Origin of the sequence: Actinomadura rayongensis, from assembly GCF_009831215.1 — a bacterium.
Classification (GTDB): domain Bacteria; phylum Actinomycetota; class Actinomycetes; order Streptosporangiales; family Streptosporangiaceae; genus Spirillospora; species Spirillospora rayongensis.
Window position 1 is genome coordinate 1 of the sequence record NZ_WUTW01000001.1, and the last position, 11,630, is coordinate 11,630.

An 11,630-nucleotide genomic window follows, 5' to 3' on the forward strand; every position below is an offset into this window, starting at 1 on the left:
GAACCCGGAAGTTAAGCCTTTCAGCGCCGATGGTACTGCATGGGAGACTGTGTGGGAGAGTAGGACACCGCCGGACTCACAGTGGTTGAGGGCCATCCCGTCACGGGGTGGCCCTCAACGCATTTCTCGGGGCTTCGCCATCGGCGAAGCCCCTTTTGCGTTGGGCCATTAGTTGTTCTTCGGGCGGCGTTTGCGGGGGGCGGCCGAGCGGGGCGGCTGGGCGCGCATGTGGTCGCGTACGCGGGTCATGATGTCGCCGAGGTGGTCGAGGTCGTCGGCGGTCAGGCTGTCGAACAGCATGCGGCGGGTGACCTCGACGTGGCCGGGCAGGACGCGGTGGAAGAGTTCGCGTCCCGCGTCGGTGATGCTGACCAGGGTGGCGCGTTCGTCGTCCGGGCTCGGGGCGCGTGTGATCAGGCCGGCCTTCTCCAGCAGGCCCGCCTGGTAGGTGAGGCCGCTGCGGCTGTAGACGACGCCGTCGGCGAGCTGCGTCATCGTCAGCGGCCCCTCTGCGCCGACGAGCCGGCCGAGGAGCTGGAACTGGATGTAGCTGAGGCCGCCGTCCGCCTGGACCTGCTGCTCGACCTGGTGCTGGAGCAGGCTCAGAGCCTCCAGTAGGACGAAGTACGTCCCCAGCTCCTGCGGGCCGAGCCGCTCGACGGGGTCGGTCATCCGTTCCACCACCTGCTTCGAATTCTTAGCAATGTGACCACCGTCACGGACGGCGCCGGGATTGCTTCGAAGTCGAAGCACGTTGTGCCCCGTACTGCTTCCAACTCAAAGCATACGGGAGAGATCATGAAGGCAGTCCGTTTCCACTCGTACGGCGACAGCAGCGTCCTGGTCCACGAGGACGTCGACCGTCCGCAGGCGGGGCCCGGAGAGGTCGTGGTGCGGGTCGCCGGCACCTCGTTCAACCCCGTGGACGTCGGGCTTCGCGCGGGCGCGCTGCAGGAGGTCTTCCCGCTGGAGCTGCCGCACGTCCCGAACGTCGACCTGGCGGGGACGGTCGCGGAGGTCGGCGCGGACGTCACCGGCTGGGCGGTCGGGGCGGCGGTCGTCGCGTACATCCCGATCGCGGCGTCCGGGGCGGCGGCCGAGTTCGCGGTCGTCCCGGCCGAGCTGCTGGCGGCGGCGCCGAGCACCGGCTCGCTGGCCGACGCGGCGGCGCTGCCCGCCACCGGGCTGACAGCCTGGCAGGCGCTGGTGGAGCACGCCGGCGTCGCGCCGGGGCAGCACGTCCTGATCAACGGGGCGGGCGGGGCCGTCGGCGGTTACGCGGTGCAGCTCGCCAAGGGCGCGGGCGCCGTCGTCACCGCGACCGGCAGCGCGCGGAGCGCCGAGCGCCTGCGCTCCCACAAGGCCGACCGGGTCGTCGACTACACGGCGACGCCGCTCGTCGAGGCGGTCGCCGGGGAGCGGTTCGACGTGGTGCTGAACCTCGCGCCGACGAGCCCGGAGGAGACCGCGGCCCTGGCGGAGCTGGTGGCCGACGGCGGCGTGTTCCTCAGCGCGACGTCGCCGGTGCCGCAGGATGCGGGGCGAGGCGTCCGGACCGTCCAGGTGTACTCGCGGAGCGATGCCGCGCAGCTCGCCGAGCTGGTCGCGCGGGTCAACGCGGGCGAGCTGACGATCGACGTGGCGGAGCGGCGGCCCCTGGCCGACCTGGCCGCCGTCCACGACGAGGCCGCCGCCGGACGGCTGCGCGGCAAGGTCGTCCTGACGCCGTGAGCAAGGGCGGGGGGCGGTGCGGCCCGCCCCCCGCACGTCCGGGGTTCGTCCCGGGGCGGACGGGTAGGGGGCCGGTCCGCCGAGACGTCCAGGAGACCATCATGATCACTGTGGAGCACGTGGAACGGCTGCTGCACGCCGAGGACCCGGAGGCCGCGCTCATCGTGGTCGACGGGAGCCCCGAGGTCGTGTCGTCCGCGCACGCGACCGACGGCGTGTTCGTCACCGACCGGCAGGACGTCGTGACGCAGATCGGCGACGGCGAGCCGGCCCCGGACACGCTGCGCCGCCTGGCCGAGGCGCTGGACACCGCCGTCAACGGCCTCGGCGGCTAGGCCGCGGGACGCGCGGCGGCGATGACCGTCGCGTAGTCGCAGCTCGCGACGCGCGGGGCCAGGCCGTGCGCGGCCACCGCCGAGGACGCGTCGGGGGCCTGGCGCTCGGTCGTCTCGAACAGCAGGAGGCCGCCGGGCGCCAGCCACGCGGGCGCCTCGGCGGCGACGCGGCGCAGCAGGTCCAGGCCGTCGCCGCCGCCGTCCAGGGCCACGCGCGCCTCGTGGTCGCGGGCCTCGGACGGCAGCAGCCCGATGTCGCCGGTCGGGACGTAGGGGACGTTCGACAGCAGGACGTCCACGCGTCCGCGCAGGCCGGCGGGCAGCGGGGCGAAGAGGTCGCCGGTGAAGCAGCGCTCGGGCGGCAGGTTGCGGCGTGCGCACGCGACGGCGGCCGGATCGACGTCGGCGGCGTACACGTCGGCGCCGGGACGGGCGGCGGCGAACGCGGCGCCGAGCGCGCCCGTCCCGCAGCACAGGTCCACGACGAGCGGGCGCGGGGCCGGGTGCGCGAGCGCCTGCGCCAGCAGGAACTCGGTGCGGCGGCGCGGGACGAACACGCCCGGGTCCACCTGGATCCGCAGGCCGCCGAACGCCGCCCAGCCGAGGACGTGCTCCAGCGGCAGCCCGGCGGCGCGGCGCTCGACCATCGCGGCGCGCTCGTCCGGGGCGGCCGTTGCGAGGATGAGACGGGCCTCGTCCTCGGCGAAGACGCAGCCCGCGGCGCGCAGCCGCGTCACGATCTCGGAGTATTCGGGCATCGGGTCCTTTCCGGGAGACGCGAGTCTAGAGGACGCCGCCGCAGACCCCGGTGAGTTTTCTGTAACCGGATGTTCACTGATTGAGGTCATATCTCTCTCACCCCTCCGTAAGCCGATCATTTCTTGCAGCGCCGGGGAGCGGACACTGACGATGTGATCGTCCTTGACATCCTTTTTCCGCAAAGGAGGCCGGCGGTGTCGATGACCAGCACGGTCGGCCGTCAGGCCAGGGAGATTCCGTTCCGGGACATCGCTCCGACCTTCGTCCGGGACCCGCTCGCCGCCGTCGAGCGGATCGGCGCGCGGGCGGGCGGCGACATCGTGCGGCTGCGTCTCGGCGCGATGAGTCCGTATCTCGTGACCCGGCCCGAACATGTGGCGCACGTGCTCAGCGACAATGCGGCCAACTACGAGCGGGAAGGGTGGCTGTGGAATCCGCTGAGCCGTCTCGTCGGCGAACCGGCGGGCAAACTGTGGTGGGCGCGGCGGGCGGTTCTCCAGGAACTCGTGTCGGGTCCGAGCATCGACCGGTTCGCCGACGAGATGGCCGTCACGATCGTCCAGGCGGTGGACGAGATGGCGGACCGCGGCGCCGGCGGGACGCGGCTGATCGCCCGGCGGGAAATGTCGCGCGTCGTCTTCCGGGCCATCACGCGCGTGCTCGTCGGCGACATGGTGACGACCGAGCAGACGTTGCGGCTCGGCCGGGCGGTGACCGTCGCGTCGGCGGCATTGCGTCCCCGGCTGCTGGCCCCTTTCGTGCCCAATGAAGTGCCTTTCTTCGGCGACCGGACGTTCGCGCGGGCGCTCAGAGAGATCGACGAACTCGTCCTGCCGATCGTCCGCCGGGCGCAGGAGCGCGGCGACCGCCCGGAGGGGCACGACGTCGTCTCGCGGCTGCTGCGCGCCACGACGGCGGACGGCGACCGCTTCACCCTCCGCCAGCTCCGCGACGGCCTCGTCTCGCTCTACGTGGGCGGCACCGAGACGACGGTGATCGCGCTGACGTTCCTCTGGGTCGTCCTCGGCCGCCGCACGGACGTCCAGGAACGGCTGACCGAAGAGATCGACCGGGTGGTGGGGGAAGGCCCGCTCAACGGCTCCCACCTGCGGCACCTCACCTACACCAAGCAGGTCGCGCTGGAGACGCTGCGGCTGTACCCGCCGGGCTGGATGCTGCCGCGCGTGATCTACCGGGACGACGTGATCGACGGCGTCCGGATCGACGGCGGCGGGCTCATCGTCGTCAGCCCGTACCTCACGCACCGGCTGCCCGACGTGTGGCCCGAGCCGACGCGCTTCGACCCGGACCGCTTCCGCCCGGGGCACGAGCCCCGGCACCGGCTGGCCTATCTGACCTTCGGCGCGGGGCCGCACGGATGCGTCGGACGTCCTTTCTTCACCGCCGAGATGCAGCTCATCCTCGCCGCGCTGCTCAGCCGGTTCCGGGTCGAGGTCCACGGCGATCCGACGGCCCGCCCGAAACTCGGAATGACGCTGCGACCCCGCCAGGAGGTCGAGATCAGCCTTGTTCCACGCGTCCGGTCAGCCGGACGGGAATCTCCGTCAGCGCGTTCGTGAAAAGGCTTGGAACGGGCTTGGGATCGCCGGAGAAGGCGAGCACCATATCCGGATAGCGGGTGAAGAGGGACTTCACGGCAAGAGTCGCCTGCTGCTGGGCCAGATGCGAGCCCGGGCAGATGTGCCGGCCCGCGCCGAACGCCAGATGCGGACGCTGGTCCCGCGTCAGGTCGAAGACCTCGGCCGTCGCGCCGTGGTGGTGCGGATCGCGGCCCACCGCCGTGTAGGGCGCCATGATGGCGTCCCCGGCCGGAATGGTGACCCCGGCGATCTCCACGTCCCGGACGGGATAGCGCGCCAGGAAATTGCCGATCGAGGAATCCCAGCGCAGCGTCTCGGTCACCGCGTCGGCGAAACGGTCTTCGGCCAAAGCCAGGGCGAGCTGGTCCGGGTGGCTCAGCAAAGCGCGGATCGTGTTGCCGATGAGCCCGATCGTCGTTTCGTGACCGGCCGTCAGCAGCACCCACAGAGTGTCGGCGAGTTCCCGGTCGCTCATCGTCGTCGTGCCCTCGGTGCGCGCGGCGATGAGCGCGCTCGTCAGGTCCTCGCCCGGCTCGGCGGCCCGGACGGCGATCAGCTCGCCGAGGAAGCGCGGGATGTCGGCCATGACGGCGGCGACCTGCTCGGGCGTCGTGTCCGTCCGGAAGATCGAGTCGACCAGGTGCCGCAGCCGGGGCCACTCCGCCTCGGGGACGCCGAGCAGCTCGCAGATCACCCGCAGCGGCAGCGGCGCGCAGTAGTGGGCGCGCAGGTCCACGACGCCGTCGGCGTCCGCATGGCCGGGCAGGGCGTCCAGCAGGGCGTCGACCGTCGCGGTGACGCTCGGCAGCAGCGCCTCGACGCGGCGGCCGGTGAACGTCGTCGTGATGGGACGGCGCAGCCGCCGGTGGTCCTCGCCGTCCGCCGTGACGAGGTTGTCCACGGCGATCATCCCGATGATGGGGTTGTCGGGGGTCAGCTCGCCGGTCTTGTAGGCGGTCCAGGTCTTGTAGTTCTTGCTCATGTCCGGGCTGCGGACGACCTGCTCCACCAGCTCGTGCGTCGTCACCGCCCACACGACGAGCCCGCCGGGCAGCCCGACGCGGACGAGCCCGCCGGTCGCCTCCCCGGCGGCGCGCAGCCGGGCCGCCTCGCCCTGGTGGTCGGCCCCGGACGGGTCCAGCGTGATGACTGGAATATCGGCATATTTCGGACTGGACGGGCTGGGCATCACACGGCTCCGAGAAGAAGAGGGGACTCAGACGAGGACGGGGTCGATCGACGCGGGCGTGAACGCGACGGGCAGCCGGCGCGGGATCCGGGTCCACGGGCTCGGCTCGTTGCCGATCGCGTCCGGGTCCTCGGTGACGCGCATGTCGCGCAGCAGGTGCCCGGCGGCGCCGACGGCCGTCCGGGCGATCGTGCGGGCGGGATCGCGGGCCGGGCACGCGTGCGGCCCCGCCGACCAGGCCAGGGACGCGCGGTTGCCGTGCGTCCACCAGCCCGGCGTGTGGGCGCGCGTGTCGCGGGACGCGGCGGCGAGGCCGAGGATCAGCGCGTCCCCCCGCGCGATCCGCCGGCCGCCCAGCTCGACGTCCGCGAGCGCGTACCGGGCGGGCATGTTGATCATGGGGGGCTGGCGGGCGAGGACCTCGTCCAGCGCGTCGTCCACCGACAGGCGTCCGCCGCGCACCCGGCTCGCGAAGCGCGGATCGGTCAGCGTCAGCCGCAGCGACTGCGCGATCCAGCTGATCAGGGTGTGGTTGCCCGCCGAGACCAGCACGACGAGCGTCTGGAGCACCTCGGCGTCGCTGCGCAGGTCCGGATGGCGGAGCAGGGCGCTCGTGACGTCCGGTCCCGGCGCGGCCGACTTCGCCGCGAGCAGCCCGCCGAGCAGCGCCTCGAACCGCGCGTTGCCCTCCTGCGCCTGCTCCCCGGACGAGAACAGCAGGTGCATCGCCGCCAGCAGCTCCGCCGACTGCGCCGCGTCCAGCCCGATCAGCTCGCCGATCGTCAGCAGCGGCACCGCCGCCGCGTAGTCCGCGACGAGGTCCGCCGTGCCGCGCGGCGCGACCTGCGCGATCAGCCCGGTGCACAGCCGCTCGACGGTCCGGCGCAGCCGCCGGTGGTCGACGCCCGCGATGGCCTCTTGCAGGGGCCGCCGCAGCCGCCGGTGCTCCTCGCCGTCGTGGCCGATCACGTTGTCGCGGAAGAACATCATCGGGCCGAGGGGCGAGTCGGGCGGGACCGTTCCGTCCTGGAACAGCCGCCAGCGCCGGCCGTCCCGGGAGAACAGGTGCTCGTCGCGGGTGATCGTGCGCAGCTCGTCGTAGCCCATCACCAGCCAGGCGTGGACGCCCGGCGTCAGCTCCACCGGCGCGACCGGGCCGTAACCGCGCCACAGCTTCTCGAACGCGCCGTCGGGATCGGCGGTCGTCGCGTCCAGCGGGGGCGCGCCGGACGCCGCGAGCTGGTCCAGTTCCGGGACGGGCATGGTCACGCGGTGGGCCTTCCGGTGGTGAGGGCGTGGCGGGTCAGGGCGGTCAGCGCGGCGAGCGACGACGTCCGGTCCCGCGCGTCGCAGGTGATCAGCGGCGTGCCGGGCAGCAGGTCCATCGCGCGGCGCAGGTCGGGCTCGGGATGGCGGACGGTGTCGGGGAACTCGTTCACCGCGACCGCGATCGGCCCGAGCCCGTGCTCCTCCAGTTCGCCGAGGACGTCGAACGTCCCTTCCAGGCGCCGCGTGTCGGCGAGGACGAGGACCCCGACGGCGCCCTGCGCGAGGCCCGCCCACATGTCCCAGTAGCGGCGCTGGCCGGGCGTCCCGAACACGTACAGGACGAGGCTGCCGCCGAGCGTGATGCGGCCGAAGTCCAGCGCGACGGTCGTGGTGGTCTTGCCGTCCAGCCCGGCGAGGTCGTCCACGCCGACGCTGGCCTCGGTCATCGTCTCCTCGGTCCGCAGCGGCTCGATCTCGCTGACCGTCCCGACGAACGTCGTCTTGCCGACGCCGAAGTCCCCGACGACGAGGATCTTGGCGGTCTCGGTGACGCTGTCGGCGACGTAGCTGACGCGGTGCCGCCCGACCGGGCCGTCAGAGGGCGTTGAGTCCATCGAGCACCCTTTGCAGGAGGTCGGTTCCCGGCGCGGTGGGGGGCGGTTCGCTGCGCGCCCGCAGATGGTGGGACGCGACGAGGTCGTCGGCGAGCACGAGCACGACGCTGACCGGCAGCTCCAGATGCGCGGCGGCCTCGGCGACCGACAGCGTCCCGCCCCGGCACAGCCGCAGCAGCGCGCGGGCCTGCGGCGCGGCGGCGACGGTCAGCGGGGCGCCGGTCGGGTCGGCGCGCAGCAGCGTGTCGAGCGCGAGGTCGCCGTGCGCGGCGCGGCCGGACGTCAGCACGAACGGGCGCAGCGCCGCGTCGTCGTCGCGGGGGGCGGCGGGCTCGCCGGTGTCGTCGGGGAGCCGCACCTACCCCACCCCGCCCGCGCCGCGCGACGGGGTGCTGAGCGTGGCCTCGCCGAGCCGGAGCACCATGAGCTGCATCTCCTGCGCGATGAGGCCCGGGTTGATGTCCTCGCCGGTGATGACCGCGAGCGCCGTCCCGGCCGCCGCGCCGCGCAGGAACAGGCAGCCGCCGTCGTGCTGCACCATCACCTGGCGGACGACCGGCTCGCCGGTGCCGTGGCTCGCGGCCTGGTCGCGGCCGAGGGACAGCATCGCGGTGCAGCGGGCGGCCAGGCGCTCGGCGTCGTCCCGGGCGAGGCCGCCGGAGCGGGCCTTGAGGAGCCCGTCGGTGGTGCAGAGGACGACGTGCCGGACGCCCGGTACGCGCGCCATGTGCTCAACGGTCCAGTCACTCACGGGGTTCTCCAGGGTCGTCGTCGGGCGGGTCGGGGACGGGGGACGCGTCGCCGAACACGCCCGCCATGAAGGACGCGGCGTCCTCGGGCGTCTGGTCGGGCGGCGCGACGGCGGGCGCGGTGCTCGGCGGCGGGACGGCGGTGCGCCGCCGGTTGCGCCGTTGCGGCAGCCCGCCCCCCGGCGCCCCGGCGTCCGGCGCGGCCGACCCGAAGGGCGGCGTGCCCGCCGCCCCGGACGAGGGCAGGGCGTGCGACCCGGTGCCGGACGCGTCGTGCGACCCGTCGTCCGCCGCCCCACCGGGCGCCGAGTGCGACCCAGACGTGCCGGACGCCCCTGACGGGGTCCCCGGCGCCCCTGCGGACGGCGCGGGCTCAGCGCCGCGCGGCTGCGCTGCGGGCTGCGCGCCGAGCCTGCCGGACGACGGCCCGGCAGGCTGCGCGGAAGACGGCGTCCCGGCGGACGACGCGGGAGACGGCGTTCCCGCGGCCGGCCCGGCGGACGGCGCTGCCGTCCCGGTGGGCGGCGTGGCCGACGGCGCCCCTGCGGGCCGCCCGGCGGGCGGCGTTGCCGTGCCGGTGGGCGGGGTTCGCGTGGCGGGGGGTTCGGAGCGGTCCAGGGACGGGCGGGGAAGCGGCGCGGTGGCGCGGGCGCCGCGCGGCTCGACGCGGATCGTCCGGCCGGACGGGACGAGCACGACCGCCTGGAGCCCGCCGTACGGGGACTCGTCCAGCGTCACCTTCAGCCGGTGCTCGGCGGCGTACCGGCCGACGACCGCGAGGCCCGTGCGCGGCACCTCGCCGAGGTCGGCGAGGCTCGGGACGACGCGGCCGGCGACGACGTCGCGGGCGTGCGACAGGCGCGGCTCCTCCAGCCCGGTGCCGTGGTCGTCGATGCGGAACACCGCGCCGGACGCCGCCGCCGTCACCTTGACGATCACGTCGGTGGCGGTCGGCGAGGCCTCGGTGGCGTTGGCCAGCAGCTCGGCGATCACATGGATGACGGGTTCCAGCGTGACGGGGTCGACGCCGACGTCCGGGTCGCCCTCGATCCGGACGCGCCCGTAGTCCTCGATGCGCGCCGACGCGGCCTGGACGATCTCGGCGAGCCGCAGCCCCCGCGTCCACTGCTGCCCCTCCCACGAGCCGGACAGGATCGCGACGCTCTGCGCGACGCGCGCGGCCTGCGACGCGGCGTGGTCCATGGCCTGCCCGGCGCGGTAGACGTCGGGCAGCAGCCGGTTGTCCTCGGCGATGCGCTCGGCGGCGAGCTGCATCCGGTGGCTCGCGGACTGGACGCGCTGCGCGAGCGCGACCATGACCTGCTGGTAGGAGTCCTCGCGGTCGGCGAGGTCGCGGCGCAGCTCCAGGACCGAGCGCAGCGCGTCGCGGAGCGCGTCGGCCAGCTCGGGGCCGAGCAGGTCGGCGGCCTCGGGTCCGACGCGGGGCAGGTGGTCGCCGTCGACGACGGCGGGGAGGTAGGCGAGCAGGATCCGGCGGGTCAGCTCCTCCAGGCCCTGCGCGCGCTGGCGGAGCGCGTCGGCGTAGGTCTCCCACTCGCCGAGCCGTAGCGCGGCGGCGCGGGCGCGGTCGGTCTCGGCGGCCAGCTCGGCGGCGCGGCGGACGGCCTCGGCGCGCAGCCGGTGCCGCTCGTCCCGGTCCCGCTGGTCGCGCAGGACGAGCGCGACGACGAGCGCCGCCGCGAGGGCCGTCGCCGCGAACGGGACCGGCCAGCCGACGCCCGCGCCGGTCGCGAGGAGCAGCAGCGCGGTGAGCATCAGCAGGGCCAGCACGACCGCCGCCGCGATCGACGCCGGTCCCCAGACGTCCCGGCGGCGCGGGGCGTCGGTGGGCGGGGCGGCCGGCCGTTCGGGGGCGCGCCGGTCGACGGTCACGGCCGCGTCCGGGGGGCGGTGCGGGAGGTCGTGCGAGGGGGCATGGGACTCCGTCGGGCATGCGGGTGTCGGACGGTCGGGGGACGATCACGGGGAGCAACGGACGGGGGCCGTCGGATTTCCGGTTTCCGATCATGTGGAAAACCGGAAACCTATTTCGTTGAACGCTGAAATTTTCACTGTGGCGGCCGGGGGCCGCAGGAAAGGGTCAGGTGAACGTCACCTTTCCGAGCGATGGCCCGGACCGGCTGGACAGCCCTCCACAGTGCGGGTTCTCCCGTCCGTGGCGGGCCTTCCCGGCCGCCCGGCGTCGCGGTGGCGCGCCCGGCGGACCGCTGTTCCGGTCACCGCTTGATGATCACCAGTGTAGTCACGGGCGCCTGATCGTTCAGGGCAACGCCCGATATGCGGACGAGCCGCCGCCCGGGCGTCCGGCGAATGCGGAAAGCGCTGTCGCACTGCCGTATCCGCGTTTACGGACGGCATCGTGATTCTTTTTCGGCACCGTCCCGGCGCGGACGGCGGGACGCGGGCGGGGCCATACTGAGGAGGTGTCAACGGAGACAGTTCCCCCGGGACGGGGCGCCGCCGGGCTGCGCGCGTTCCTGCACGGCCTGCCCGGCGTCGACCGGGTCGGCGCCGACGAGCGGGCCGCGCGGCTCGCCACGCGCTCGATCAAGACGACCGCCAAGGCGCAGGCGATCGACCTCGCGATCGCGATGGTCGACCTCACGACGCTGGAGGGCGCGGACACGCCCGGCAAGGTGCGGGCGCTGTGCGCGAAGGCGGCGCGGCCCGATCCGGAGGACCGCAGCGTCCCGCCGGTCGCGGCCGTGTGCGTCTACTCCGACCTGGTCGGCGTGGCGGTCGAGGCGCTGGACGGCACCGGCATCGGCGTGGCCAGCGTCGCGACGGCGTTCCCGTCCGGGCGCGCGCCGCTGGCGGCCAAGCTCGCCGACGTCCGCGCGGCCGTCGCGGCGGGCGCCGCCGAGATCGACATGGTGATCGACCGGGGCGCGTTCCTCGCCGGCGACTACGCGACGGTGGACGCCGAGATCCGGGCCGTCCGGGAGGCGTGCGGCGACGCCCACCTCAAGGTCATCCTGGAGACCGGCGAGCTGGTCACCTACGACAACGTGCGGCGCGCGTCCTGGCTGGCGATGGACGCGGGCGCCGACTTCATCAAGACGTCCACCGGCAAGGTGTCCCCGGCCGCGACGCTGCCGGTGACGCTCGTGATGCTGGAGGCCGTCCGGGACTACCGCGCGGCCACCGGACGGACCGTCGGCGTGAAACCGGCGGGCGGCATCCGCACCACCAAGGACGCGCTGAAGTACCTGGTGCTGGTCAACGAGACCGCCGGGCCGGACTGGCTCACCCCCGACCTGTTCAGGCTGGGCGCGTCCAGCCTGCTCAACGACCTGCTGATGCAGCGCCGCAAGCTCACGACCGGCGTCTACTCCGGCCCCGACCACTTCACGCTGGACTGA

General features: G+C 74.1%; 12 protein-coding genes and 1 rRNA gene. 5 read left to right on the forward strand and 8 right to left on the reverse strand.

The annotated features are described in order from the left end of the window. A 5S ribosomal RNA gene (gene rrf, locus GQ466_RS00005) occupies window positions 1-76 on the forward strand; the annotation flags it as partial. Window positions 77-168: 92 nt separating this feature from the next. Here rrf and GQ466_RS00010 read toward each other — a convergent pair. After that, window positions 169-672, reverse strand: coding sequence for a MarR family winged helix-turn-helix transcriptional regulator (locus tag GQ466_RS00010; protein ID WP_161100732.1), 504 nt, complete (start codon window positions 670-672; stop codon window positions 169-171). A 126-nt stretch (window positions 673-798) separates the two neighbouring features. On the opposite strand from GQ466_RS00010, the gene GQ466_RS00015 reads away from it, so the two are divergent. Then, window positions 799-1,731 (forward strand): NADP-dependent oxidoreductase, encoded by a 933-nt coding sequence (locus GQ466_RS00015; protein ID WP_161100733.1) that lies wholly within the window; start codon window positions 799-801, stop codon window positions 1,729-1,731. Window positions 1,732-1,832: 101 nt separating this feature from the next. Then, window positions 1,833-2,066 carry a hypothetical protein gene (locus tag GQ466_RS00020; RefSeq protein WP_202419905.1) on the forward strand — a complete coding sequence of 78 codons (234 nt, stop codon included), beginning with the start codon at window positions 1,833-1,835 and terminating at the stop codon, window positions 2,064-2,066. Here the strand turns inward: GQ466_RS00020 and GQ466_RS00025 are convergent. Then, window positions 2,063-2,824, reverse strand: coding sequence for a putative protein N(5)-glutamine methyltransferase (locus GQ466_RS00025; protein WP_161100734.1), 762 nt, complete (start codon window positions 2,822-2,824; stop codon window positions 2,063-2,065). The genes GQ466_RS00020 and GQ466_RS00025 overlap by 4 nt on opposite strands. A gap of 201 nt (window positions 2,825-3,025) precedes the next feature. Here GQ466_RS00025 and GQ466_RS00030 point away from each other — a divergent pair, with 201 nt between their 5' ends. Next, window positions 3,026-4,405, forward strand: a complete 1,380-nt coding sequence (locus GQ466_RS00030) for a cytochrome P450 (RefSeq protein WP_237417628.1) — start codon at window positions 3,026-3,028, stop codon at window positions 4,403-4,405. Here GQ466_RS00030 and GQ466_RS00035 read toward each other — a convergent pair. The 6 genes from GQ466_RS00035 to GQ466_RS00060 are packed head-to-tail and all read right to left on the reverse strand — an operon-like array spanning window position 4,347 to window position 10,140. Continuing rightward, entirely contained in the window at window positions 4,347-5,615 is a 1,269-nt protein-coding gene (locus GQ466_RS00035; RefSeq protein ID WP_161100736.1) for a cytochrome P450 family protein, read from the reverse strand. The two genes, GQ466_RS00030 and GQ466_RS00035, sit on opposite strands and share 59 nt — an antisense overlap. A 27-nt stretch (window positions 5,616-5,642) precedes the next feature. Beyond that, window positions 5,643-6,878 (reverse strand): cytochrome P450, encoded by a 1,236-nt coding sequence (locus tag GQ466_RS00040; protein WP_161102292.1) that lies wholly within the window; start codon window positions 6,876-6,878, stop codon window positions 5,643-5,645. 2 nt (window positions 6,879-6,880) lie between these two features. Next, a complete protein-coding gene (locus tag GQ466_RS00045; protein ID WP_161100737.1) occupies window positions 6,881-7,498 on the reverse strand; it encodes a GTP-binding protein in 618 nt (205 codons plus the stop codon). Continuing rightward, window positions 7,479-7,856 (reverse strand): DUF742 domain-containing protein, encoded by a 378-nt coding sequence (locus GQ466_RS00050; protein WP_161100738.1) that lies wholly within the window; start codon window positions 7,854-7,856, stop codon window positions 7,479-7,481. Before GQ466_RS00050 ends, GQ466_RS00045 begins: the two co-directional genes overlap by 20 nt. Then, on the reverse strand, window positions 7,857-8,249 hold the full coding sequence (locus tag GQ466_RS00055) for a roadblock/LC7 domain-containing protein (RefSeq protein ID WP_202419906.1): 393 nt from the start codon (window positions 8,247-8,249) through the stop codon (window positions 7,857-7,859). Next, entirely contained in the window at window positions 8,242-10,140 is a 1,899-nt protein-coding gene (locus GQ466_RS00060) for an ATP-binding protein (RefSeq protein ID WP_161100739.1), read from the reverse strand. The genes GQ466_RS00055 and GQ466_RS00060 overlap by 8 nt, the downstream gene beginning before the upstream one ends. A gap of 551 nt (window positions 10,141-10,691) precedes the next feature. On the opposite strand from GQ466_RS00060, the gene deoC reads away from it, so the two are divergent. Continuing rightward, window positions 10,692-11,630 carry a deoxyribose-phosphate aldolase gene (gene deoC / locus GQ466_RS00065; RefSeq protein ID WP_161100740.1) on the forward strand — a complete coding sequence of 313 codons (939 nt, stop codon included), beginning with the start codon at window positions 10,692-10,694 and terminating at the stop codon, window positions 11,628-11,630.